Source organism: Streptomyces sp. T12 (assembly GCF_028736035.1).
Classification (GTDB): domain Bacteria; phylum Actinomycetota; class Actinomycetes; order Streptomycetales; family Streptomycetaceae; genus Streptomyces.
Genome location: NZ_CP117866.1, coordinates 7,139,872 through 7,163,740, shown reverse-complemented (window position 1 = coordinate 7,163,740; position 23,869 = coordinate 7,139,872). Strand labels below are relative to the sequence as shown.

Genomic DNA, 23,869 nt, shown 5'->3' with positions numbered 1-23,869 from the left:
GGACGGGCCGGTGCGGGACGAAGAGCGCGGCACACGAGAGCTGCCGGACGGCACTGCCCCCAACTCGGACGGAGCCGAGAGCCTGGGGGTGGGCCCGAGCGGTCCGAGCGGTTCCCGACGCGTGGTGGGCGGCATCGACGGCATCCCCGAGCAGGCCCGGCCGCACCCGGAGGACGACTCCGTGGAGGCCGGCTTCCTGGACGACGGACGGGATGACGAAGGTGCCGTGCAGGGCGCGCCTCCGGGCGGACGGATCGGGGTCTCCCCCGTCCGTGTGGAGGCGAGGCCTCGGGAGAGGGCAACGGGCGGGACGATGAGCGAGCACGAGCGAAACGCCGAGAACGAGGCGATGGGCGCGCACACTGCGCAGGCCACCCAGCACGACCCTCAGGACCGCAGCGGGGCGCGCGCCATGTTCGTCGAGCTGCGCAAGCTGCAGGACGGCAGCGCCGAGTACGCGGAGCTGCGCAACCGGCTGGTCCGGATGCACCTGCCGCTCGTCGAGCACCTCGCGCGCCGCTTCCGCAACCGCGGCGAGCCGCTGGACGACCTCACCCAGGTCGCCACCATCGGCCTGATCAAGTCGGTCGACCGCTTCGACCCGGAGCGCGGCGTCGAGTTCTCGACCTACGCGACCCCGACGGTCGTCGGCGAGATCAAGCGGCACTTCCGCGACAAGGGCTGGGCGGTGCGGGTGCCGAGGCGCCTGCAGGAGCTGCGCCTCGCCCTGACGACGGCCACGGCCGAGCTGTCCCAGCAGCACGGCCGCTCCCCCACCGTCCATGAACTCGCCGAGAAGCTGGCGATCTCGGAGGAGGAGGTCCTGGAGGGCCTGGAGTCCGCCAACGCGTACTCCACGCTGTCCCTCGACGTCCCCGACACGGACGACGAGTCCCCCGCGGTCGCGGACACGCTGGGCGCGGAGGACGAGGCCCTGGAGGGCGTCGAATACCGCGAGTCGCTCAAGCCGCTGCTGGAGGACCTCCCGCCCCGGGAGAAGCGGATCCTGCTGCTGCGTTTCTTCGGCAACATGACCCAGTCGCAGATCGCACAGGAGGTCGGGATCTCCCAGATGCACGTGTCCCGGCTGCTGGCGCGCACGCTGGCGCAGCTGCGGGAGAAGCTGCTGGTGGAGGAGTGACGGTCAGGCCTGAGCGCTACTTCTGATCCGGTGCGTTGCCGGGCCCCCGGATTCCGAGGGCCTGGGTCGCCTCCTGGTTGATCAGGAGCACGAGCGTGGCGATCGCGGCCACGGCGATCGCGATCCCCGCCGGGATGGCGATGCTGTCGGCCTGGAGCAGGCTGTAGGCCACCGGCAGAGCCAGGATCTGCGTGATGACGGACGGCCCACGGCTCCAGCTGCGCTGAGCGAACAGGCCCCGCGCGGCGAGCAGCGGCAGCAGAGCGAGCACGATCAGCGTCACGCCGAGAGTGACGGCCTGCTGCCGGTCGTCCGGATCACCGGCGAGCCCCAGCACGAGCACCCAGACACCCCCGACGGCGAGCCCCAGCCCTTCCAGCGCGGTGAGCACCGCCGCATACGTCAGCCGCCGCGGGCGCGGACCGGCGATTTCCGGGGTGCTGGGGGTCTGCTCCTTGGTCACCCCTGAAGGGTAGCCCTCCGCCATATCGCCCTCGGCAGCCGCAGGGGGCTTCGCATCCCGACGCCGGCCCAGGCACTTCAGCCCATCCGGGGCTGCGCTTCTGGACGACGGCCCAGGCATTTCAGCCCGTCTGGGGGGCACCCCCTCTGGGGGAGTTTGAGGACGAGGCCCGTTCAGGGCCGAAGCGGGGGTCTGGGGGCCGCAAGCCCCCAGCAGGGCCCGCGCCGACGCCGGCCAACCTCGCAGCGGACGGCATCCGTACACCCGGCCAAACCGACGGAGTCCCCCGTGTCGAGACTCACGCCCGATGTCTTACTTGATCCCTACCTCGCCCTGTGCCCGGTACCCCCCAGTAGGTACGCTGCAACTCATGCGTGCACTTCTCGTGGTCAATCCGGCAGCAACCACCACAAGCGCACGTACGCGCGATGTCCTGATCCATGCGCTCGCCAGCGAGATGAAGATCGAGGCAGTCACCACCGAGTACCGCGGCCACGCGCGCGACCTGGGCCGGCAGGCGGCGGAGAGCGACGACATCGACCTGGTCGTGGCCCTCGGCGGAGACGGCACCGTGAACGAGGTCGTCAACGGCCTCCTGCACGCCGGCCCGAATCCGGGGCATCTCCCCGGCCTGGCCGTGGTCCCCGGCGGCTCCACCAATGTCTTCGCCCGCGCACTGGGCCTGCCGAACGACCCCGTGGAAGCGACCGGCGCCCTCCTGGACGCCCTGCGCGACGGCAGCGAACGTACGGTCGGGCTCGGCCTGACCTCCGGCACCCCGGGCACGGAGGACGAAGGGGTCCCGTCCCGCTGGTTCCTCTTCAACGCGGGGCTCGGCTTCGACGCGGGTGTGGTGGGCCGTGTGGAGCAGCAGCGCGAACGCGGCCGGAAATCCACACACGCCCTCTACCTCCGCCAGGCCATGCGCCAGTTCCTGGGCGAACCCCATCGCCGGCACGGCACGATCACCCTGGAGCGCCCGGGCAAGGACCCGGTGACCGATTTGGTGCTGTCCATAATCTGCAACACCGCTCCGTGGACGTATCTGAGCAATCGTCCGGTGTACGCGGCACCTAAGGCCTCGTTCGATACGGGGCTCGATGTACTCGGTCTCAGCCGCATGTCCACGGTCGCGGTTGCCCGGTATGCCACGCAGTTGCTCACTTCGTCCCCCGAGCGCGGACCCCATGGCAGGCACGCCGTCACACTCCACGACCTGGACCAGTTCACCTTGCATTCCAAGGTCCCGTTGCCCCTTCAGATGGACGGCGACCATCTCGGGCTGCGTACGAGCGTGACGTTCACAGGCGTACGCCGTGCACTGCGTGTGATTGTGTGAGCGGAACGGGCTAAAGTCCTTTCACTCGAACGTTTAGGCCAGGATCCACCCCATGGAAGTACGGCTGTGACCTAGTCGACACCGAGGAATCAAAAAAAACTTTCCGGAAGGGGTTGTATCCGCCGCTGAGGTTTGCGAGTCTCTACGTGGCGATCGGGACAGCCCGCAACACCGGCTCCACAGATCACCGGAACCCCTCTTCAAAACACAGGACCTCGCCAGGGAACCTGGCGGTCGGCCCTTCACTTGTTGAGGGATTCGTGAAAGCGTTCACATTCACAAGCAACTTGCACGTAATACACAAGGAGAGGTAGCAGCCATGGACTGGCGTCACAACGCCGTTTGCCGCGAGGAAGACCCCGAGCTCTTCTTCCCCATCGGCAACACCGGTCCTGCGCTGCTGCAGATCGAGGAAGCCAAGGCCGTCTGCCGTCGCTGCCCCGTTATGGATCAGTGTCTGCAGTGGGCGCTCGAGTCCGGCCAGGACTCCGGCGTCTGGGGTGGTCTCAGCGAGGACGAGCGTCGCGCCATGAAGCGCCGTGCCGCCCGCAACCGGGCCCGTCAGGCCTCCGCCTGACAACACCCGCCCCGCAAACAGCCTGAGCTTGGCGGCGCGTACAGCGAGTACGCATCTCCCGCCCCCGAGCCGCAGCGCGCAGTACCCCCGATGCGCTTAGCGATTGCAGAGCAGCAACGAGCACTAGCCCTGGACCACATGGTCCAGGGCTCTTTGCTGTGTACGGCGCCCCTGTGCGGGAGTGCGGCGGGCGCGTGAACTACTTGTGTGCCCGCACCGGGATGTCGAGGATCACCCGAGTCCCCCGCTCCGGCGCCGGGACCATGTCGAACGTGCCGCCCAACTCGCCCTCCACCAGCGTCCGTACGATCTGCAGACCGAGGTTCCCCGCGGTGTGCGGATCGAAGCCCTCGGGCAGACCCACGCCGTCGTCCTGGACGGTGACCAGGAGGCGGGCCTGCTTCGTCGTGCCGCCGCGCACGGCCGAGACCTCGACGGTGCCGGTGTCGCCCTCACGGAAGCCGTGCTCCAGGGCGTTCTGCAGGATCTCGGTCAGGACCATCGACAGCGGGGTGGCGACCTCGGCGTCCAGGATGCCGAAGCGGCCGGTGCGCCGGCCGGCGACCTTGCCGGGCGAGATCTCGGCGACCATCGCCAGCACCCGGTCGGCGATCTCGTCGAACTCCACGCGCTCGTCCAGGTTCTGGGAGAGCGTCTCGTGCACGATCGCGATCGAGCCGACCCGTCGTACCGCCTCTTCGAGGGCTTCGCGGCCGCGGTCGGACTCGATGCGCCGGGCCTGGAGGCGGAGCAGGGCGGCCACCGTCTGGAGGTTGTTCTTCACCCGGTGGTGGATCTCCCGGATGGTCGCGTCCTTGGTGATCAACTCGCGTTCGCGGCGGCGCAGTTCGGTGACGTCCCGGAGCAGGACCAGCGAACCGATGCGGGTGCCCTTGGGCTTGAGGGGGATCGCCCGGAACTGGATGACGCCGTCACCCGACTCGATCTCGAACTCGCGGGGTGCCCAGCCGCTGGCGACCTTGGCGAGCGCCTCGTCCACGGGACCGTGGGTCGGGGCGAGTTCGGCGGTGGTCTTGCCCAGGTGGTGGCCGACGAGGTCGGAGGCGAGGCCGAGGCGATGGTAGGCGGACAGTGCGTTCGGGGAGGCGTACTGGACGGTGCCGTCGGCGTCGACGCGGATCAGGCCGTCGCCGACGCGCGGCGAGGCGTCCATGTCGACCTGCTGGTTGGCGAACGGGAACGCGCCGGCCGCGATCATCTGCGCGAGATCCGAGGCGCTTTGGAGGTACGTCAGCTCCAGGCGGCTCGGGGTGCGCACGGTCAGCAGGTTGGTGTTGCGCGCGATGACACCCAGGACGCGCCCTTCCCGTCGTACGGGAATCGACTCGACGCGGACCGGGACCTCCTCGCGCCACTCGGGGTCGCCCTCGCGCACGATCCGGCCCTCGTCGAGCGCGGCGTCCAGCATCGGCCGGCGGCCGCGCGGGACGAGGTGGCCCACCATGTCGTCCTGGTACGAGGTCGGGCCGGTGTTGGGCCGCATCTGCGCTACGGAGACATAGCGGGTGCCGTCGCTGGTGGGGACCCACAGGACGAGGTCGGCGAAGGAGAGGTCGGAGAGCAGCTGCCACTCCGAGACCAGCAGATGGAGCCACTCGAGGTCGGAGTCGTCGAGGGCCGTGTGCTGGCGTACGAGTTCGTTCATGGAGGGCACGTGGCCGAGCGTACCTGGCGGTACGGACATGACTCGAAACCAGCCACTTCACGGGCCTGCAGGGGCCGAAAACACCCGCGGGCCGCGGCGCCTGAGAGGGACCCTCAACCCTCCCGGCACCGCAGCCCGGAGCAACATCGGCCGTGGGGTGTGCGGTCCCGGTCGGCCGAAGGATGAGGATCCGGGGCAGTCAGGGCAGAGAGCTCCGGTTCCTCGGTCCGCCTTCCTGTGCGGGGAAGACGGAAGTCGGTGCGTTCTTCTCCTACGCACTCCTCCGCATTGTGGACTAGACCACTCCGGTGTGTCCATGCGTTGGAGCCTGTTTATTGTTGACGCTTCTCCTCGGACTCCGAACCAGTTGGAGAACCAGTAGGACGTCCTGACATCCACCACGCAGCCTAACCCGTGTGGGTTCATGTGCGGGGCCAGTTGGCCATGGCAATTTCCGCGAGCGCCTCCAGTTCCTCCCTGCTCGCCCCGTCGCGCGCCTGTTGTGACATGCCCTGGATCATCGCGCCGGTGTGCCGGGCGAGCGCGGCGGCGTCGATGCCGGCCGGGAGGGCGCCCGTGGCGACGTCCGCTTCTATACGGCTCCGGATGGCGGCGATGTTGGCGTTGCGCCGCCCCCGTAGCGACTGCTCCACCTCGGGCGTCGAGCAGTTGGTCGCCGCATGGACGACGAGACAGCCGTGCGGATGGGCCGGATCGGTGTACTCCGCGGCGGCCTCGCGCAGCATCCGTGCCACGGCGGCGTGGGCGGTGGGCTCCTCGGCGAGAGCGCGATCGGCGAAGGAGCCGTACCGCACGCCGTACTCGCGGACGACCTCTTCGAAGAGCGACTGCTTGTCGCCGAAGGCGGAGTACAGGCTGGGGGCGCCGATGTCCATGACGCGCGTGAGGTCGGAGACGGAGGTCGCCTCGTAGCCGTGCTCCCAGAACGCGAGGATCGCCTTCTCCAGCGCGGTCTCGCGGTCGAAGGAGCGGGGGCGGCCGCGGGGTTTGCCCGCCGGACGCGCCTTCGCCCCGGTCTCCTCGCTCTCTCTGTTGCTCACCTTGTCGCTCACCATGGGGTGCATTTTATAGCGGGCGCTAGACAAATGTCGGCGGGGTGATCTACGGTCTTTTTTGTAGCGACCGCTAGAGAAATGCGAAGGGGGCGCCGGCATGGGTGCGCTTGCGGGCAGGACAGCTCTGGTCACAGGGGCGAGCAGGGGGATCGGGCGAGGAATCGCCGAGCGGCTGGGGCGCGACGGTGCGCGGGTCGGCGTGCACTACGGCAGGAACGAGGCGGCGGCGAAGGAGACGGTCGCCGCGATCGAGGCGGCGGGCGGCTCGGCGTTCACGATCGGCGTCGAGCTGGGGCAGCCGGGCGATGCGCAGGCGCTGTGGGAGGGGTTCGACCAATACGCGGACGGGGTGGACGTCCTGGTCAACAACGCGGGGATCGGCACGTCGTCGGCGCTCGGGCAGATAGACGAGGAGGAGTACGACAGGGTCTTCGCGGTGAACGTGAAGGCGCCCCACTTCATCGTCAAGCACGGCCTCGGCCGGCTGCGGGACGGTGGCCGGGTCATCAACATCTCTTCGGGGCTGGCGCGCACCGCGGCGATGCCGGACCTGATGGCGTACGCCATGACCAAGGGGGCGCTCGACGTCTTCACGCGTGACCTGTCCAAGGTGCTGGGCACGCGCGGAATCACGGTGAACTCGGTGGCGCCGGGGATCATCGACACGGACAACACCGCCGAGCTCCTGCACGGCACCGAGGACGGGTGGGCACAGGCCGCCGCATACTCGGCGCTCGGCCGGGTGGGCGAGACGGCCGACGTCGCCGACGTGGTGGCCTTCCTGGCTTCGGATGCGGGGCGGTGGGTGACGGGGAGCTGGGTGGACGCGACGGGCGGCTCGCTGACGTAGCGACCCGCCGCCGGGACACACGGGGTTCAGCGCGTCTCCGTCACCTTCGCCAGCGCCCGGGGCGCGTCCGGGTCCTGGCCGCGGGCGATGGTGATCTCGTAGGCCAGAAGCTGGAGCGGGAGGATCTCCAGGATCGGCTGCACCTCCTCGGCCACGCCCTCGGTGGGCAGGACGAAGCCGGCCGAGGCCTGCTCGACCTGGCGCCGGGCGCCGATGACGACCAGGTCGGCGCCGCGGCCGCGCAGCCGGTCGAGGACGGGTTGGAGGGCCTCGCCGCCCTTGCCGTCGGTGACGACCGCGATGACCGGGGAGACGTTGTCGACCATGGCGAGGGGGCCATGCAGGAGGTCGGCGCCGGAGTAGGCGAGGGCCGGGATGTAGCTGGTCTCCATCAGCTTGAGGGCGGCCTCCTTGGCCGTGGGATAGCCGTAGCCCCGGGAGGTGATCACCATGCGTTCGGCGAAGCGGTAGCGGGCGGCGAGGGCGCGGACCTCGTCCTGCCGGGCGAGCAGTTGCCCGGCGAGGTCCGGGAGCACCTTGGCGGGGGCGCCGTCGCCGCCGCGCAGGCCTTCGACGAAGAGGTACAGGACGAGAAGGGAGGCCGTATAGGTCTTGGTCGCGGGCAGGGCCCTCTCCGGCCCGGCCATGATGTCGAGGTGGTACTCGGAGACGCCGGCCAGCGGTGAGTCGGGGTTGTTGGTCACCGCGAGGGTGATCGCACCGGCCTCGCGGGCGGCCCGGGTCGAGGCGACGAGGTCCGGGGAGCCGCCGGACTGGCTGACGGTGACGACGAGGACGTCGGTGAGGTCGGGGCGGGCGCCGTAGGCCGTGGTGGTCGACATCGAGGTCAGGCCGCAGGGCAGGCCGAGGCGGATCTCCAGGAGGTACTTGGCGTAGAGCGCGGCGTTGTCGGAGGTGCCGCGGGCGGTGAGCAGGACGAAGCGGGGTGCGCGGGCGGCGATCTCCTGGGCGACCTTGCGGATGGCGGGGGCGCCCTGGGACAGGATCCGGCGCAGCACGGCGGGCTGTTCGGCCATCTCACGGGCCATGATCCGGCCGGGGAGTTCGCTGTGCGGGGCGTGGGGGTCGGGCGGGTACGGGGTCGTGGCGGTCATGCGGGGCCCTTCCTGCTCTCGCGCTCGTCATGCGGCGCACGGCGCCTGCCGCTTCGGACGGACAGTCTCCATTCCACTCCCCCACGCTCAATGACGCCTGCCCGACGGGTTCCCCAAATGCCCGGGGGGCCTGCGTTCACCTGGGACTCGGAGCCCCGCTCTGTTAGATTGGTCTAAACCACATGCCCCTTCAGGGTGCCCTTCGAGTCCCTCTTCAGATCGGCAGGCCCAGCGTGGAAGTTGTCATCGTTCCGGACGCCAAGGCGGGTGGCGAGCTGATAGCCGAGGCCATGGCACAGCTGCTCCGGCGCAAGCCCGACGCCGTGCTCGGTGTGGCCACCGGGTCGACGCCGCTGCCCATCTACGCGGCGCTCGCGGCCAAGGTGCGCTCCGGTGCCGTGGACGTCTCGCGGGCACGGATCGCGCAGCTGGACGAGTATGTGGGGCTGCCCGCCGAGCACCCGGAGTCGTATCGGTCGGTGCTGCGGCGCGAGGTGCTGGAGCCGCTCGGGATCGGGATGGACGCGTTCATGGGGCCCGACGGTACGGCCGAGGACGTGCGGGGGGCGTGCGCGGCGTACGACACGGCGCTGGCCGATGCCGGGGGCGTCGATCTGCAGTTGCTCGGGATCGGGACGGACGGGCACATCGGGTTCAACGAGCCGTGTTCGTCGCTGGCGTCGCGGACCCGGATCAAGACGCTGACCGAGCAGACTCGCATCGACAACGCGCGGTTCTTCGACGGGGACATCGAGCAGGTGCCGCATCACGTCATCACGCAGGGGATCGGCACGATCCTGGAGGCGCGGCATCTGGTGTTGCTGGCGACGGGTGAGGGCAAGGCGGATGCCGTTGCGGCGACCGTGGAAGGGCCGGTTGCCGCCGTTTGCCCGGCCTCCGCGCTCCAGCTTCATCCGCATGCCACGGTCGTTGTCGACGAGGGGGCTGCGTCCAAGTTGAAGCTGGCGGACTACTTCCGGCACACGTATGCCAACAAGCCGGAATGGCAGGGGATTTAAAGGGGATTTGAGGGGCGGTCGCGTCTGCCCCGGGCCCCTGAAGGCACGAAGGCGCCGGTCCCCTGAAAGGGAACCGGCGCCTTCGTCGTCACGGCTGCTCCGTCACGACTACTCCCCCGCGATGGCCTCCGCCGCCGCTCGCCCGCACACCCGCGCCGCGCCGTGGGTGGCGATGTGGAGGGCGCCTCGGGGGGACGCCTGGGGGACGCCCATCTCGACCACGATCGTGTCCGGGCGGGCCTCCAGCAGGGCGTCCAGGGCCGTTGCCATCCACGTGTGCCGGTGTTCGTCGCGGACCACGGCCACCACTCGCCGGCCACCGGACGCTTCCAGGGCCGCTCGGCCCGCGTCCTCGCCCGTGTACGTGCCCGTCTCCGTGCCGGGGAGCAGGCGGGTCAGTTCCGCCGCCACGCCCCACGGCGTCTCGTCGCCCACGGCGATGTTCGCGACCGGGGTGAAGGCGGCGACGTAGGGCGCTTCGGTGAGGGGGGGGTGATGCTCCGCGCCGGTGACCCGCAGCGCGCGGCGGGCCGCGACGAGGCCCACGTCCGTGCGCACCTCACCCTCGGTCACCGGTGCCACGGTCGCTGTCCAGCGGGCCAGCTCCCGGACTCGCTCCGCCGCCTGCGCCAGCCGTTCCTCGGCCAGTTCGCCGGAGCGGACCGCCGCGACCAGGGCGTCGCGCAGGCGGCGTACCGTCTCGTCGTCCGCGAGGCCGCCGCCCACGCAGATCGCGTCGGCGCCGGCCGCGATGGCGAGGACGCTGCCGCGTTCGATGCCGTAGGTGGCGGCGATGGCCTGCATCTCCATGCCGTCGGTGACGATCAGGCCGGTGTAGCCGAGGTCGCCGCGCAGGAGGTCGGTCAGGACCGGGCGGGAGAGGGTCGCCGGGCGGTCGGGGTCCAGGGCGGGGATGAGGATGTGCGCGCTCATCACCGCCCGCGTGCCGGCGGCGATCGCCGCGCGGAACGGGGAGAGTTCGCGCTCCGACAGCACGTCCAGGGCCGCGTCGATGCGCGGGAGCGCGTGGTGGGAGTCGACCGCCGTGTCGCCGTGGCCCGGGAAGTGCTTCGTGCAGGCCGCGACGCCCGCCGACTGCAGGCCCGTGACGTAGGCCGCGGTGTGGCGGGCGACCAGGGCGGTGTCGGCGCCGAAGGAGCGGACGCCGATGACCGGGTTGGAGGGGTTTGAGTTCACGTCCGCCGAGGGGGCCCAGTTGAGGTTCACCCCGCAGGCGGCCAGGCGGCGGCCCAGTTCGGACGCCACCTCCCTCGTCAGGTCCACGTCGTCCACCGCGCCCAGGGCGTGGTTGCCGGGGAAGGAGGAGCCGGTGCGCACCTCCAGGCGGGTGACGTCGCCGCCCTCCTCGTCGATCGCGACCAGTACGTCGTCCCGTTCGGCGCGCAACTGGGCGGTCAGGGCGGCCAGTTGCTCGGGCGAGGCGATGTTGCGGCCGAACAGGCCGACGGAGGCGAGGCCCTCACCGAGGCGGCGCAGCAGCCAGTCGGGGGCGGTCGTGCCGGTGAAGCCGGGCTGCAGGACGGTCAGGGCGTCGCGCGTCAAAGTGTCGGTGCCGCTGGCGATTGTCGTCATCGGGTGGCGTTATCCCTTCACGGCGCCGGCCGTCAGGCCGCTGACTGCCCTGCGCTGCAGGAAGACGAAGAGGATCAGGATCGGGATGGCGAAGAGCGAGGACGCCGCCATCGTCGCGCCCCAGTCGTCGCCGAAGGCGGTCTGGAAGCTGCCCAGCCACAGTGGCAGGGTCTGCGCCTCGGTCTCCTTGTTCAGCACCAGGACCAGCGGGAATTCATTCCATGCGGTGATGAAGCCGAACAGGGACGTGGACATCAGGCCCGGGGCCAGCAGCGGCAGGATGACCTTGCGGAACGCCTGGGCGCGGGTGCAGCCGTCGACCATCGCGGCCTCCTCCAGCTCCCGGGGCACGGCGGCGACGAAGCCGCGCAGGGTCAGGATGGTGAAGGGCAGGATCATCATCATGTAGAAGACCGTCAGCGGCACGAGGCTGTTCAGCATCGACGCGTCCCGCACGATCATGTACATCGCGATGATCATGACCTCCCAGGGCGCCATCTGGGCCAGCATGAAGCCGATGACGAAGCCGCGCCGCCCCTTGAACCGCATCCGGGCGAGGGCGAAGGAGCCTGCGAGCGCGATGACCAGGGCGAAGGCGACCGCGCAGAGCGTGACGATCAGCGAGTTGGTGACGTACGTCCAGAAGTGGTCGACGCCGGTCGCCCGCTTGAAGTGCTCGAAGGTGATGTCGGTCGGGAACCACACCGGGTTCTCCGAGATGATGTCGCCGGTCGGCTTGAAGGCCGTGGCGAACATCCAGTACACGGGGAAGACGAAGCCGATGAACAGGACGACGGCCGTGACATTGGGCCACAGGCGGCCGAAGAGCGAGCGCTTCACAGCTCGTCCTCCTCTTGCTTGAGCACGATCCGCAGGTAGTAGGCGGTGAGGCCGAGCAGGATCAGGATGGTCAGGACGGCGATCGCGGCGCCCATGCCGTAGTGCTGGTTGCCGACGCCCTCGATGTAGGCGTAGACGGGCAGGATCTCGGTGAGCCGGTCGGGGCCGCCGCCGTTGATGGTGAAGACCTGCACGAACGCCTTGAAGACCCAGATGACCTCCAGGAACGTCGTGGCGTAGAGGAAGGGGCGCAGGAACGGCAGCGTGACCGTGGTGAAGCTCTTCCACCCGCCCGCGCCGTCGAGCGCCGCGGCTTCGTAGAGCTCGCTCGGGATGGTGGTCGTGGCCGCGTACAGGTTGATCGCGACGAACGGGATCGACTGCCAGACGATCAGGACCGTGACCACGAAGAAGGTCGACATCTGGCTGCTGGTCCAGCTGTAGTCGGCCATGGAGTGCCAACCCAGCTTGTCCAGGACCCAGTTGACGACGCCGAAGCGCTGCGCGAACAGCCACTGGTAGACCGTGGTCGCGGCGACCACGGGCATCGCCCAGGCCAGCACGAGCCCGATCATCAGCATGACCCGCATCCGCCGGCCGAGGCGGGCGAGCAGCAGGCCGACCAGCGCGCCGAGGATCATGATCAGGGCGACGTTGACCGCCGTGAACAGGATCGAGCGCAGGGTGACGCGCCAGAAGTCCTCGCCGGTGAGGACCTCCTTGTAGTTGTCGATGCCGTTCCACTCGGTGACGTGCTGGATCAGCTGCGCCATGTTGAGGTTCTGGAACGACAGCAGGACGTCCTTCAGCAGCGGCCAGCCGAGCAGCAGCACGGTGGCCACGCAGGCAGGCAGAAGCAGGAGGTACGGGGTGAGCGCGCCGGCGCGGGACGCGGCTCGGGGCCGCGGTCCGGCGGGCCCGCCCTCATCCCTCTTGGTTACGTCCACCGGGCCGGAGGGCGGCCGTTCGGTCTGCACGGTCATGCTCGCGATCTCTCTTCTCGACCTACGTACGTAGACCCGCGTGCGGTCGCCGGGGCGGGGGGCGGCACGCGCATCCCCCACCCCGGCGCGAACACCGGCGTCGTTACTGCCGCTGCACTGCTGCTACTGCTGCTGCGACAGACGCTTGTTGAACTCGTCCTCGACCTGCGCCGCGGCCTCGGCCGGGGACTTGCCGTTCAGCACGGCGGTCATGTACGTCTTGATCGGGTTGGGCGCGTTCTCCACGGCGGCCCACTCCGGGATCAGCGGCGTGGTGCCACCGCCCGCGGCGGCCGGCGCGGCGGCCTCGGCGACGACGTTGCCCTTGAGGTTGGTCTGCAGCGACTCCTTGTTCGGGATGACGCCGTTGAGCTTGGCCAGCTCGCCCTCGTACTTGTCGGACAGGGCGATCTTCAGGAACTCCTTGGCGAGCTCCTGCTTCTCGCTGCCCGCGGCGACCGCAAGGTTGGAGCCGCCGAGGAAGACGCCCTCGGGCTTGTCGGCCGTGGCACCGGGGAGGGTGAAGTAGCCGATCTCCTTCTCGATCTTCGGGTTGGCCTTGATCGCGATGCCGGCCTCCCAGCCCATGCCGATGAAGGCGCCGACCTTGCCCTTGCCGAAGACCTCGCCCTGCTGCGGGGTGGCCTCGTCCTTGTCCTTGGGCGCCTTGGACAGCGCCTGGAACTTCTTGTACGTCTCCATGGCGGCGGCGATCTTCGGGTCGGCGAGGTTGGAGACGTACTTGTCGCCGTCCTTCTTGACCAGCTCGGCGCCCTCACCGATGGTCAGGCCGACGAAGTGGTACCAGTTCTGGCCGGGCAGGTAGATCGGCTCGGCGTCGGTCTTCTCGCCGATCTGCTTGAGGTCGGCGTAGAACTCGTCGCGCGTCTTGGGGGTGTCCTTGAGGCCCGCCTCGGCCCAGATCTTCTTGTTGTAGAGGACGACGCGGTTGGCGAAGTACCACGGGGCGGCGTACTGCTTGCCGTCGTAGATGGAGGACTCGTTGAGGGACTCGGTCCACTCGGCGCCGATCTCGGACTTCAGGTCGGCGAGGTCGGCGAGGCCGCCGGTCTTGGCGTAGGCCGGGGTCTGGGTGTTGCCGATCTCGAAGACGTCCGGCGGGTTCTCCTCGGACAGGGCGGTGGTCAGCTTCTGCTGGATGCCGTTCCACTGCTGGATCTCGAACTTGACCTTGGCCTTGGTCTGCTTCTCGAAGGCTGCCTGGACGTCCTTCTGCCACTGGTCCGGCGTGGAGCCGTCCATCACCCACACCGTGAGCGTCTGGCCCGCATAGCCGTCCGCCCCGGCCTTGTCCCCGCCGTCGCCGTTGTCGCCCCCGCACGCCGCCAGCGAGATCATCATGCCCGCGACACCGATCGCGGATATCAGCTTGCGCTTCACGCCACCCTCCTCAGGGATGCCCACACCTCCCGCCCATGGGCCGGGACCTGGACCAATGGTGTAGACCAGTAGGGGGAGCTTGGACCAGACCACGAAGCGTGTCAAGGGTGGCCGAATGGCCCCTGACCAGCCGTTATGGGACCTACATATGCAGGAACCTTTAAGTAAGAAGGCAGCGAAAACAACGACGTCGGAGTACTCTCGTCCGCTAGACCACCTGGCAGTGTGGACTAGACCAAAAGAGGCGGCGACGGTATACAGAAGGGATCACGATGTGACCCGCATCCGGAGCCGGGAAGGCAGACCATGAGCACCGACGTCAGCAGTGCGGAGAACGAGAACGGCGCCACGGTCCGTACCGCCCGCGTGCCCAAGTACTACCGCCTGAAGAAGCACCTCCTCGACATGACGGAGACCCAGGCGCCCGGCACCCCGGTCCCGCCCGAGCGCACCCTGGCCGCCGAGTTCGACACCTCCCGCACGACCGTGCGCCAGGCCCTGCAGGAGCTGGTCGTCGAGGGACGCCTGGAGCGCATCCAGGGCAAGGGCACGTTCGTCGCCAAGCCGAAGGTCTCGCAGGCCCTCCAACTCACCTCGTACACCGAGGACATGCGCGCCCAGGGCCTGGAACCGACCTCGCAGCTGCTGGACATCGGCTACATCACCGCCGACGACCGCCTCGCCGAGCTGCTCGACATCACGGCCGGCGTACGGGTGCTGCGCATCGAGCGGCTGCGCATGGCGAACGGCGAGCCGATGGCCATCGAGACCACCCACCTGAGCGCGAAGCGCTTCCCGGCCCTGCGCAGGTCCCTGGTCAAGTACACCTCCCTCTACACGGCCCTCGCCGAGGTCTACGACGTCCATCTCGCCGAGGCCGAGGAGACCATCGAGACCTCCCTGGCCACCCCGCGCGAGGCCGGCCTGCTCGGCACCGACGTGGGCCTGCCGATGCTGATGCTGTCCCGTCATTCGCTGGACCGCGAGGGGCAGCCGGTGGAGTGGGTGCGGTCGGTGTACCGGGGGGACCGGTACAAGTTCGTGGCACGGCTCAAGCGGCCGCAGGATTAGTCCACTTGCGGTAGTGCACGCGGTGTAGCGCTTCACCTTTTCCTGTTCTACGGTCCTCCCGTCGCCGCATGGACGGGAGGACTCCCCGATGCGTACCGCGAACGTCCGCACCATCACTGTCTGGACCCTGGTCGCGCTCGTCGGTGCCGCCGGGTGGACAGTGCTCGCGCTCTCCCGCGGCGAGGAGGTCTCCGCCGCCTGGATGGTCGCGGCCGCCCTCGGCTCGTACGCCATCGCCTACCGCTTCTACGCGAAGTTCATCGCGTACAAGGTCCTGAAGGTCGACAGGACCAGGGCCACCCCGGCCGAACGCCTCGACAACGGCATCGACTTCCACCCCACCGACCGCCGCGTCCTGCTCGGCCACCACTTCGCGGCGATCGCCGGTGCCGGACCCCTCGTCGGCCCGGTCCTGGCCGCGCAGATGGGCTACCTCCCGGGCACGGTCTGGATCATCGCCGGCGTCATCTTCGCCGGCGCGGTCCAGGACATGGTGGTGCTGTTCTTCTCCACCCGCCGGGACGGACGCTCGCTGGGGCAGATGGCGCGCGAGGAGATCGGCCCGTTCGGCGGCGCGGCCGCGCTGCTCGCCGCCTTCGCCATCATGATCATCCTGCTCGGCGTGCTGGCGCTGGTGATCGTCAACGCCCTCGCCCAGTCCCCCTGGGGCACCTTCTCCATCGCGATGACGATCCCGATCGCCCTGCTGATGGGCTTCTACCTGCGGGTCCTGCGCCCCGGCCGGGTCACCGAGGTCTCGGTGATCGGCGTCGCGCTGCTGCTGTTCGCCCTGGTCGCGGGCCGCTGGGTCGCCGAGTCGTCGTGGGCCGGCACCTTCACCCTCGCGCCCTCGACGCTGGTCGTCTGGCTGGTGGCGTACGGCTTCATCGCCTCGATCCTGCCGGTGTGGATGCTGCTGGCGCCGCGCGACTACCTCTCCACCTTCATGAAGATCGGCACGATCGCCCTGCTCGCCCTCGGCGTGGTCGTCGCGCTGCCGACGCTGAAGATGGACGCGGTGACCGACTTCGCCTCGCGCGGCGACGGCCCGGTCTTCGCGGGGTCCCTGTTCCCGTTCGTGTTCATCACCATCGCCTGCGGTGCCCTGTCCGGCTTCCACTCGCTCATCTCGTCCGGTACGACGCCGAAGATGATCCAGAAGGAGACGCAGGTCCGGATGATCGGCTACGGCTCCATGCTGATGGAGTCGTCGGTCGCGGTGATGGCGCTGGTGGCGGCGAGCATCATCGACCCGGGCCTGTACTTCGCGATGAACGCGCCGGCGGGGGTCATCGGGGACACGGTCCAGAACGCCTCGCAGGTCGTGGGGAGTTGGGGCTACCAGATCTCCCCCGAGGCGCTCGCGCGGGCGGCGGAGAACGTCGAGGAGGCGACCCTGCTCTCCCGCACGGGCGGCGCGCCCACCCTCGCGATCGGCGTCTCGGAGATCTTCTCCCAGGTCACCGGCGACGGCCTGCGCGCCTTCTGGTACCACTTCGCGATCATGTTCGAGGCGCTGTTCATCCTGACCGCGCTGGACGCCGGCACGCGCGTGGGCCGGTTCATGCTCCAGGACACGCTGGGCAACCTCTACCGGCCGTTCAGGAACGTCAGCTGGAAGCCCGGCCTGGTCATCACCAGCGCCGTGGTGTGCGGCCTGTGGGGGTACTTCCTGTGGGTGGGCGTGCACGAGCCCCTCGGCGGCATCAACCAGCTGTTCCCGATCTTCGGCATCTCCAACCAGCTGCTCGCGGCTGTCGCCCTCGCCGTCTGTACGACCCTGCTGGTGAAGTCGGGACGCCTCAAGTGGGCCTGGATCACCGGGGTTCCGCTGGCCTGGGACGCCACGGTGACGCTCACCGCCAGCTGGCAGAAGGTCTTCTCCAGCGACCCCAAGGTCGGCTTCTTCAAGCAGCGTCAGGTCTTCCAGGACGCCATCGACCGCGGCGAGGTGCTGCCGCCCGCCAAGACCATGGACGACATGCACACCGTGGTCACCAACTCCACGGTGGACGGCGTCCTCTCGGCGGTCCTCGCGCTCCTGATCGTCGTCGTCATCGTCGACGCCGCCCGCGTCTGCGTCCGGCACGTCCGCCGCCCGGCGCTCTCCACGCTCAGCGAGGCGCCGTACGTCGAGTCGAAGATCACCGCACCGGCCGGGCTGATCCCGACGAAGGAGGAGAGGGAGGAGGAGCAGCGTGCGGTCGCTTCGGCGGGTACCCCGTCTTCGGCAGGTCCTCAGTAGCGTGCGCTGGTATGTGCGTGAGCTGACCGACGAGTCGGCGTACGACCGTTATGTCGCGCACCTACGGCACGATCACCCGGACGCGAAGGTGCCGTCCCGGCGTGATTTCGAACGGATGCGGACCGACCGCCGGGAGGCGGATCCGCGCCAGGGGTTCCGCTGCTGCTGAGCCCCCCGACGCCCTCCACAGCGAACCCCCACACCAAGCCTCCACATCCGATATGCGGACGGGGTCTTCCGCTGTCGTTGCACCGTCACCTACATTGCCTCCGCGTTTCACAGGTGATCAGTGAGGGGACGGAGCCGTCAGATGTCAGATGCCCCAGAAGTGAACAGAGCGGTGGTGACACCCGTCCGGGTCGTCATCGCGCTCTGTCTCGTCGCGCCCTTCGTGGCGATGTTGTGGGTGGGTTCGTACGCCAAGACGGACCCGGAGTTCGCCGGCATCCCGTTCTTCTACTGGTACCAGATGCTGTGGGTCCTGCTCTCCACGGCGCTGACGATGATCGCGTACAAGCTGTGGCAGCGTGACCAGCGCGCCCGCGCTTCCGAGAAGGGCGGTGCGTCGGAGTGAAGAACGACGTGAACGGCGTGGCACTCACCGTCTTCATCTTCTTCTTCCTGGCCGTGACGGTCATGGGCTTCCTGGCCGCGCGCTGGCGCAAGGCCGAGAACGAGCACAGCCTCGACGAATGGGGCCTGGGCGGCCGGTCGTTCGGCACCTGGGTGACCTGGTTCCTGCTCGGCGGCGACCTGTACACGGCGTACACCTTCGTGGCGGTCCCGGCGGCGATCTACGCGGCCGGCGCGGCGGGCTTCTTCGCGGTGCCCTACACGATTCTCGTCTACCCCCTGATCTTCACGTTCCTGCCCCGCCTGTGGTCGGTCTCGCACAAGCACGGCTATGTGACGACCTCGGACTTCGTGCGCGGCCGCTTCGGTTCGAAGGGCCTGTCGCTGGCCGTGGCCGTCACCGGCCTCCTGGCGACCATGCCGTACATCGCGCTCCAGTTGGTCGGCATCCAGGCGGTGCTGGACGTGATGGGCGTGGGCGGCGGCGAGAACACCAACTGGTTCGTCAAGGACCTCCCGCTCCTCATCGCCTTCGGCGTGCTGGCGGCGTACACCTACTCCTCGGGTCTGCGCGCCCCCGCGCTGATCGCGTTCGTCAAGGACACGCTGATCTACATCGTCATCGCGGTGGCGATCATCTACATCCCGATCAAGCTGGGCGGATTCGACGAGATCTTCGCCGCGGCGGGCGAGAAGTACACGAAGGCCGGCGCCGGCGGCCTGGTTCCGCCCGAGGCGGGCCAGTGGACGTACGCCACGCTGGCGTTGGGCTCCGCGCTCGCGCTGTTCATGTACCCGCACTCGATCACGGCGACGCTCTCCTCGCGCAGCCGTGAGGTGATCCGCCGCAACACCACGATCCTGCCGCTGTACTCCCTGATGCTGGGCCTGCTCGCCCTGCTGGGCTTCATGGCGATCGCGGCCGGAGTCAAGGCCACCAACCCCCAGTTGGCGATCCCGCAGCTCTTCGAGGACATGTTCCCGGCCTGGTTCGCGGGCGTCGCCTTCGCGGCGATCGGCATCGGAGCGCTCGTCCCCGCGGCCATCATGTCCATCGCGGCCGCGAACCTCTTCACCCGCAACATCTACAAGGACTTCATCAAGCCGGACGCGACGCCCGCGCAGGAGACCAAGGTCTCCAAGCTGGTCTCGCTGCTGGTGAAGGTGGGCGCCCTGATCTTCGTCCTCACCATGGACAAGACGGTCGCGATCAACTTCCAGCTCCTGGGCGGCATCTGGATCCTGCAGACCTTCCCGGCCCTGGTCGGCGGCCTGTTCACCCGCTGGTTCCACCGCTGGGCCCTGCTGGCCGGCTGGGCGGTCGGCATGCTCTACGGCACGATCGCCGCGTACGGTGTCGCCTCCCCGACCCAGAAGCACTTCGGCGGCTCGGCGAAGGAGATCCCCGGCATCGGGGAGATCGGCTACATCGGCCTGACGGCGTTCGTACTGAACGTGGTCGTGACGGTCGTCCTCACCTTCGTCCTGAAGGCGGCGAAGGCCCCCGAGGGCATCGACGAGACCAGGCCGGAGGACTACACGGCGGACGCGGGCGACGCGGGCGTCCAGGTGGAACTGCCGCCGGCGACTGCGGGCGCGTCCCACTGAGCACCTGGCATCCACGGGCCGCCGGAGAAATCCGGCGGCCCGTTGTCGTACCCGTCCGGCACACTCAGCCGCATGGACATCGTGATCCGGCAGGCGAAACCCGACGAGTACGACGCCCTGGGCGAGATCACCGCCCGGGCCTACCTCCAGGACGGCCTCCTCGACTTCGGGGAGAGCGACGAATACCTCGGTGAGCTGAAGGACGTGGCCAAGCGGGCGGCCGCCGCCGAGGTGCTGGTGGCTGTCGAGAAGGGCCGGCTGCGGGGCGGCGTGACCTTCGTACCGGGCGGCGGGCCGATGGCCGACATAGCCGGGCCCGGCGAGGCCACGATCCGCATGCTGGCGGTCGCGCAGGACGCCCGGGGCCGGGGCGCCGGAGAAGCCCTCGTACGCGCCTGCATCGACCGCGCACGGGCCACGGAGGGCTGCGTACGCATCGTCCTGTCGACCCAGCGCACCATGCACAGCGCCCACCGCATCTACGAACGTCTGGGCTTCGTCCGCACACCCGAGCGGGACTGGAATCCGATCCCGGCCCTCGACGACATCACTCTCCTCACCTACGAGTTGACGCTCTGAAACCACCACGACACTACATCTGGGGGTGACACGACAGCCCGGCACAAGATGTATGCTCATGCTCGCTGTCGCCGCAGGGGAATCCGGTGCGAATCCGGAACTGTCCCGCAACGGTGTACTCGTACACGTATGCCCGCATGCCGTCGTACGAGAGTCAGTCCGAGGACCTGCCGACAGCGCGCCCGGCCACCCGGCCGGTGCGCCTGACGTCCGGGCCTCGTGGAATGGGCCGGTGGACGCGACGCCGCGTGCGCTCGTGTGCTGCCCCCTGCCCTCCCGCAAGGCCCCCGTGCCGAGCGAGGGAGAGCCCCCACGTGACCATCGCGCCAGCAGACCCGGCCTCAGCCGTTCCGACCGTCCCGGCCGGCCCGACCGACAAGGACGCTCCGGGAACCGCCTTGCTGCGGACCCTGACCGAGCTGACCGCCGACCTCCCCGACGCCGACCCCGGCCGGGTCGCCGCCGCCGCGCTGCGCGGCCGGTCCGCCATCGCGGACGAGCAGGAGCTGCGCGAGCTGGCCACCGAGGCGGCGGCCGGTCTGATCTCCGAGGACCCCGCCTACAGCAGGCTGGCCGCCCGGCTGCTGACCATCTCCGTCGCCGCCGAGGCCGCCTCGCAGGGCGTCACGTCCTTCACCGAGTCGGTCGCGGTCGGGCATCGCGAGGGGCTCATCGCCGACCGGACCGCCGAGTTCGTGCGCCTGCACGCCGCCCGCCTCGACGCCCTGATCGACACCGGCGCCGACGACCGCTTCGGCTACTTCGGCCTGCGCACCCTGCACAGCCGGTACCTGCTCCGCCACCCCATCACCCGCAAGGTCATCGAGACGCCCCAGCACTTCATGCTGCGCGTCGCCGCGGGCCTCGCGGAGGACGACACGGCCAGGTCGGTGGACGAAGTCGCCGCGCTCTACGGGCTCATGAGCCGCCTCGACTACCTCCCCTCCTCCCCCACGCTCTTCAACTCCGGCACCCGGCACCCCCAGATGTCGTCCTGCTACCTGCTCGACTCCCCGCTGGACGAGCTGGACTCCATCTACGACCGCTACCACCAGGTCGCCCGCCTCTCGAAGCACGCCGGCGGCATCGGCCTTTCGTACTCCCGTATCCGCTCCCGGGGTTCGCTGATCCGCGGCACCAACGGTCACTCCAACGGCATCGTCCCGTTCCTGAAGACCCTCGACGCCTCGGTCGCCGCCGTGAACCAGGGCGGCCGGCGCAAGGGCGCGGCCGCGGTCTACCTGGAGACCTGGCACTCCGACATCGAGGAGTTCCTGGAGCTGCGCGACAACACCGGTGAGGACGCCCGGCGTACGCACAACCTGAACCTCGCGCACTGGGTCCCGGACGAGTTCATGCGCCGCGTGAACGCCGACGGCCTGTGGTCCCTGTTCTCCCCCGCCGACGTGCCCGAGCTGGTCGACCTGTGGGGCGAGGAGTTCGACGCGGCGTACTGCAAGGCGGAGGCGGCCGGGCTCGCGAAGAAGACCATCCCGGCCCGTGACCTGTACGGCCGCATGATGCGCACCCTCGCGCAGACCGGCAACGGCTGGATGACCTTCAAGGACGCCGCCAACCGCACCGCCAACCAGACGGCGCTGCCGGGCCACGTCGTCCACTCCTCGAACCTCTGCACGGAGATCCTGGAGGTCACGGACGACGGGGAGACGGCGGTCTGCAACCTGGGGTCCGTCAATCTCGGTGCCTTCGTCGACACGATGACCGGCGACATCGACTGGGAGCGGCTGGACGCCACCGTCCGTACCGCCGTCACCTTCCTCGACCGCGTCGTCGACATCAACTTCTACCCGACCGAGCAGGCCGGCCGGTCGAACGCCAAGTGGCGTCCCGTCGGCCTGGGCGCGATGGGCCTGCAGGACGTCTTCTTCAAACTGCGGCTGCCCTTCGACTCACCGCAGGCCCGAGCCCTCTCCACCCGTATCGCCGAGCGCGTCATGCTCGCCGCGTACGAGGCCTCCGCCGACCTGGCCGAGCGCAACGGCCCGCTGCCGGCCTGGGAGAAGACCCGTACGGCCAAGGGCGTCCTGCACCCCGACCATTACGGCGTCGAGCTGACCTGGCCGGAGCGCTGGGCCGCCCTGCGGGACCGTATGGCCACGACCGGCCTGCGCAACTCCCTCCTCCTCGCCATCGCGCCCACCGCCACCATCGCGTCCATCGCCGGCGTCTACGAGTGCATCGAGCCGCAGGTCTCCAACCTGTTCAAGCGCGAGACGCTGTCCGGCGAGTTCCTCCAGGTCAACTCCTACCTGGTCAACGAACTCAAGGCACTCGGCGTCTGGGACGCCCGCACCCGTGAGGCGCTGCGCGAGGCGAACGGCTCGGTGCAGGACTTCGCCTGGATCCCGGCGGACGTACGGGCCCTGTACCGCACGGCGTGGGAGATCCCGCAGCGCGGCCTGATCGACATGGCCGCGGACCGGACGCCGTTCCTCGACCAGTCCCAGTCCCTGAACCTCTTCATGGAGACGCCGACCATCGGCAAGCTCTCCTCGATGTACGCGTACGCCTGGAAGCAGGGCCTGAAGACGACGTACTACCTGCGCTCGCGCCCGGCGACCCGCATCGCCCGCGCCGCCCAGGCCCAGTCCGCCCAGCCGGAAAAGACCATCCCCGCCCAGCAGGTGGCCGACCCCGACGCCGTCGCCTGCTCCCTGGAAAACCCCGAGTCCTGCGAGGCCTGCCAGTAATGACCGCCCGTAACGCCAACTTGCTCGACCCGGGCTTCGAGCTCACCCTGCGCCCCATGCGCTACCCGGACTTCTACGAGCGCTACCGGGACGCCATCAAGAACACCTGGACCGTCGAGGAGGTCGACCTCCACTCGGACGTCGCCGACCTCGCGAAGCTGTCCGAGGGTGAGCAGCACATGATCGGCCGGCTGGTCGCGTTCTTCGCGACGGGCGACTCGATCGTCGCGAACAACCTGGTGCTGACGCTGTACAAGCACATCAACTCCCCCGAGGCGCGGCTGTACCTGAGCCGGCAGCTCTTCGAGGAGGCCGTCCACGTCCAGTTCTACTTGACGCTGCTCGACACCTATCTGCCCGACCCGCAGGACAGGGCGGCGGCGTTCGACGCCGTCGAGAACATCCCGTCCATCCGCGAGAAGGCCGAGTTCTGCTTCAAGTGGATCAACGAGGTCGAGAAGCTGGAGCGCCTGGAGACCAAGGCCGACCGGCGCCGCTTCCTGCTCAACCTGATCTGCTTCGCCGCGTGCATCGAGGGCCTGTTCTTCTACGGTGCCTTCGCCTACGTCTACTGGTTCCGCAGCCGGGGCCTGCTGCACGGCCTGGCCACCGGCACCAACTGGGTGTTCCGCGACGAGACGATGCACATGAGCTTCGCCTTCGACGTCGTCGACACCGTCCGCAAGGAGGAGCCGGAGCTCTTCGACGACGAACTCCAGCAGCAGGTCACCGACATGCTGAGGGAGGCCGTCGAGGCCGAGCTGCAGTTCGGGCGCGACCTGTGCGGTGACGGCCTCCCGGGCATGAACACCGAGTCGATGCGGCAGTACCTGGAGTGTGTCGCCGACCAGCGTCTGACGCGGCTCGGCTTCGCCCCGGTGTACGGCTCCGAGAACCCCTTCTCGTTCATGGAGCTGCAGGGCGTCCAGGAGCTCACCAACTTCTTCGAACGGCGTCCGTCGGCGTACCAGGTGGCGGTGGAGGGCACCGTCGACCTGGACGAGGACTTCTGAGCCTCG

Annotated in this window: 21 protein-coding genes and 1 riboswitch; of the genes, 13 read left to right on the top strand and 8 right to left on the bottom strand. The window is 69.2% G+C overall.

Annotated features, from left to right (window positions below; genetic code table 11):
• The first annotated feature begins 10 nt into the window (after nucleotides 1–10).
• Entirely contained in the window at nucleotides 11–1,141 is a 1,131-nt protein-coding gene (locus tag PBV52_RS32425; protein ID WP_274243246.1) for an RNA polymerase sigma factor SigF, read from the top strand.
• 16 nt (nucleotides 1,142–1,157) lie between these two features.
• On the opposite strand, the gene PBV52_RS32420 is transcribed toward PBV52_RS32425, so the two are convergent.
• Nucleotides 1,158–1,604 carry a hypothetical protein gene (locus tag PBV52_RS32420; protein WP_274243244.1) on the bottom strand — a complete coding sequence of 149 codons (447 nt, stop codon included), beginning with the start codon at nucleotides 1,602–1,604 and terminating at the stop codon, nucleotides 1,158–1,160.
• Between the two features lie 370 nt (nucleotides 1,605–1,974).
• On the opposite strand from PBV52_RS32420, the gene PBV52_RS32415 reads away from it, so the two are divergent.
• Entirely contained in the window at nucleotides 1,975–2,943 is a 969-nt protein-coding gene (locus PBV52_RS32415; protein WP_274243243.1) for a diacylglycerol kinase family protein, read from the top strand.
• A 319-nt stretch (nucleotides 2,944–3,262) separates the two neighbouring features.
• Entirely contained in the window at nucleotides 3,263–3,520 is a 258-nt protein-coding gene (locus PBV52_RS32410; RefSeq protein ID WP_006142322.1) for a WhiB family transcriptional regulator, read from the top strand.
• A gap of 199 nt (nucleotides 3,521–3,719) precedes the next feature.
• Here the strand turns inward: PBV52_RS32410 and PBV52_RS32405 are convergent, their stop codons facing one another.
• On the bottom strand, nucleotides 3,720–5,186 hold the full coding sequence (locus PBV52_RS32405; protein ID WP_274249743.1) for a sensor histidine kinase: 1,467 nt from the start codon (nucleotides 5,184–5,186) through the stop codon (nucleotides 3,720–3,722).
• Nucleotides 5,187–5,608: 422 nt separating this feature from the next.
• Nucleotides 5,609–6,271, bottom strand: coding sequence for a TetR/AcrR family transcriptional regulator (locus PBV52_RS32400; protein WP_373921935.1), 663 nt, complete (start codon nucleotides 6,269–6,271; stop codon nucleotides 5,609–5,611).
• An 88-nt stretch (nucleotides 6,272–6,359) separates the two neighbouring features.
• Between PBV52_RS32400 and PBV52_RS32395 the strand changes: the two genes are divergently transcribed.
• Complete coding sequence (locus tag PBV52_RS32395; RefSeq protein ID WP_274243233.1) at nucleotides 6,360–7,112, top strand: SDR family oxidoreductase; 753 nt, start codon at nucleotides 6,360–6,362, stop codon at nucleotides 7,110–7,112.
• Nucleotides 7,113–7,138: 26 nt separating this feature from the next.
• On the opposite strand, the gene PBV52_RS32390 is transcribed toward PBV52_RS32395, so the two are convergent.
• Nucleotides 7,139–8,227: an SIS domain-containing protein gene (locus PBV52_RS32390; protein WP_274243231.1), complete on the bottom strand. Its 1,089-nt coding sequence runs from the start codon at nucleotides 8,225–8,227 to the stop codon at nucleotides 7,139–7,141.
• A gap of 233 nt (nucleotides 8,228–8,460) precedes the next feature.
• On the opposite strand from PBV52_RS32390, the gene nagB reads away from it, so the two are divergent.
• A complete protein-coding gene (gene nagB, locus PBV52_RS32385; RefSeq protein WP_274243229.1) occupies nucleotides 8,461–9,246 on the top strand; it encodes a glucosamine-6-phosphate deaminase in 786 nt (261 codons plus the stop codon).
• 108 nt (nucleotides 9,247–9,354) lie between these two features.
• Here nagB and PBV52_RS32380 read toward each other — a convergent pair whose 3' ends face one another.
• The 4 genes from PBV52_RS32380 to PBV52_RS32365 form a co-directional block, all read right to left on the bottom strand.
• Nucleotides 9,355–10,839: a glycoside hydrolase family 3 protein gene (locus tag PBV52_RS32380; protein ID WP_274243228.1), complete on the bottom strand. Its 1,485-nt coding sequence runs from the start codon at nucleotides 10,837–10,839 to the stop codon at nucleotides 9,355–9,357.
• Between the two features lie 9 nt (nucleotides 10,840–10,848).
• On the bottom strand, nucleotides 10,849–11,679 hold the full coding sequence (locus tag PBV52_RS32375; protein WP_274243227.1) for a carbohydrate ABC transporter permease: 831 nt from the start codon (nucleotides 11,677–11,679) through the stop codon (nucleotides 10,849–10,851).
• Nucleotides 11,676–12,662, bottom strand: coding sequence for a carbohydrate ABC transporter permease (locus PBV52_RS32370; protein WP_274243225.1), 987 nt, complete (start codon nucleotides 12,660–12,662; stop codon nucleotides 11,676–11,678). Before PBV52_RS32370 ends, PBV52_RS32375 begins: the two co-directional genes overlap by 4 nt.
• A 123-nt stretch (nucleotides 12,663–12,785) precedes the next feature.
• A complete protein-coding gene (locus PBV52_RS32365) occupies nucleotides 12,786–14,063 on the bottom strand; it encodes an extracellular solute-binding protein (RefSeq protein ID WP_274243224.1) in 1,278 nt (425 codons plus the stop codon).
• Between the two features lie 306 nt (nucleotides 14,064–14,369).
• Between PBV52_RS32365 and PBV52_RS32360 the strand changes: the two genes are divergently transcribed.
• From PBV52_RS32360 to PBV52_RS32325, 8 genes are all read left to right on the top strand, one after another.
• Complete coding sequence (locus PBV52_RS32360; RefSeq protein ID WP_274243223.1) at nucleotides 14,370–15,134, top strand: GntR family transcriptional regulator; 765 nt, start codon at nucleotides 14,370–14,372, stop codon at nucleotides 15,132–15,134.
• A gap of 88 nt (nucleotides 15,135–15,222) precedes the next feature.
• Nucleotides 15,223–17,379 carry a carbon starvation CstA family protein gene (locus PBV52_RS32355; RefSeq protein ID WP_274243222.1) on the top strand — a complete coding sequence of 719 codons (2,157 nt, stop codon included), beginning with the start codon at nucleotides 15,223–15,225 and terminating at the stop codon, nucleotides 17,377–17,379.
• A gap of 1 nt (nucleotide 17,380) precedes the next feature.
• A complete protein-coding gene (locus PBV52_RS32350) occupies nucleotides 17,381–17,548 on the top strand; it encodes a YbdD/YjiX family protein (protein WP_275946782.1) in 168 nt (55 codons plus the stop codon).
• Nucleotides 17,549–17,689: 141 nt separating this feature from the next.
• Nucleotides 17,690–17,953, top strand: coding sequence for a DUF3311 domain-containing protein (locus PBV52_RS32345; RefSeq protein WP_274243220.1), 264 nt, complete (start codon nucleotides 17,690–17,692; stop codon nucleotides 17,951–17,953).
• The gene (mctP, locus tag PBV52_RS32340; RefSeq protein ID WP_274243219.1) at nucleotides 17,950–19,560 is read left to right on the top strand and encodes a monocarboxylate uptake permease MctP; all 1,611 of its coding nucleotides are present in this window, start codon (nucleotides 17,950–17,952) and stop codon (nucleotides 19,558–19,560) included. Before PBV52_RS32345 ends, mctP begins: the two co-directional genes overlap by 4 nt.
• Nucleotides 19,561–19,632: 72 nt before the next feature.
• A complete protein-coding gene (locus PBV52_RS32335) occupies nucleotides 19,633–20,139 on the top strand; it encodes a GNAT family N-acetyltransferase (protein ID WP_274243217.1) in 507 nt (168 codons plus the stop codon).
• A 77-nt stretch (nucleotides 20,140–20,216) separates the two neighbouring features.
• Nucleotides 20,217–20,307, top strand: a riboswitch (cobalamin riboswitch).
• A 146-nt stretch (nucleotides 20,308–20,453) separates the two neighbouring features.
• A complete protein-coding gene (locus PBV52_RS32330; RefSeq protein ID WP_274243215.1) occupies nucleotides 20,454–22,850 on the top strand; it encodes a ribonucleoside-diphosphate reductase subunit alpha in 2,397 nt (798 codons plus the stop codon).
• Nucleotides 22,850–23,863: a ribonucleotide-diphosphate reductase subunit beta gene (locus tag PBV52_RS32325; protein ID WP_030052438.1), complete on the top strand. Its 1,014-nt coding sequence runs from the start codon at nucleotides 22,850–22,852 to the stop codon at nucleotides 23,861–23,863. Before PBV52_RS32330 ends, PBV52_RS32325 begins: the two co-directional genes overlap by 1 nt.
• The last annotated feature ends 6 nt before the right edge of the window (nucleotides 23,864–23,869 follow it).

Bases quoted from the DNA above. Each gene is read 5' to 3' on its own strand.
- PBV52_RS32415 (WP_274243243.1), top strand. From the start codon at position 1,975: ATGCGTGCACTTCTCGTGGTCAATCCGGCAGCAACCACCACAAGCGCA.
- PBV52_RS32410 (WP_006142322.1), top strand. From the start codon at position 3,263: ATGGACTGGCGTCACAACGCCGTTTGCCGCGAGGAAGACCCCGAGCTC.
- PBV52_RS32405 (WP_274249743.1), bottom strand. From the start codon at position 5,186: ATGAACGAACTCGTACGCCAGCACACGGCCCTCGACGACTCCGACCTC.
- PBV52_RS32400 (WP_373921935.1), bottom strand. From the start codon at position 6,271: ATGCACCCCATGGTGAGCGACAAGGTGAGCAACAGAGAGAGCGAGGAG.
- PBV52_RS32395 (WP_274243233.1), top strand. From the start codon at position 6,360: ATGGGTGCGCTTGCGGGCAGGACAGCTCTGGTCACAGGGGCGAGCAGG.
- PBV52_RS32390 (WP_274243231.1), bottom strand. From the start codon at position 8,227: ATGACCGCCACGACCCCGTACCCGCCCGACCCCCACGCCCCGCACAGC.
- PBV52_RS32380 (WP_274243228.1), bottom strand. From the start codon at position 10,839: ATGACGACAATCGCCAGCGGCACCGACACTTTGACGCGCGACGCCCTG.
- PBV52_RS32370 (WP_274243225.1), bottom strand. From the start codon at position 12,662: ATGACCGTGCAGACCGAACGGCCGCCCTCCGGCCCGGTGGACGTAACC.
- PBV52_RS32360 (WP_274243223.1), top strand. From the start codon at position 14,370: ATGAGCACCGACGTCAGCAGTGCGGAGAACGAGAACGGCGCCACGGTC.
- PBV52_RS32355 (WP_274243222.1), top strand. From the start codon at position 15,223: ATGCGTACCGCGAACGTCCGCACCATCACTGTCTGGACCCTGGTCGCG.
- PBV52_RS32345 (WP_274243220.1), top strand. From the start codon at position 17,690: ATGTCAGATGCCCCAGAAGTGAACAGAGCGGTGGTGACACCCGTCCGG.
- PBV52_RS32335 (WP_274243217.1), top strand. From the start codon at position 19,633: ATGGACATCGTGATCCGGCAGGCGAAACCCGACGAGTACGACGCCCTG.
- PBV52_RS32325 (WP_030052438.1), top strand. From the start codon at position 22,850: ATGACCGCCCGTAACGCCAACTTGCTCGACCCGGGCTTCGAGCTCACC.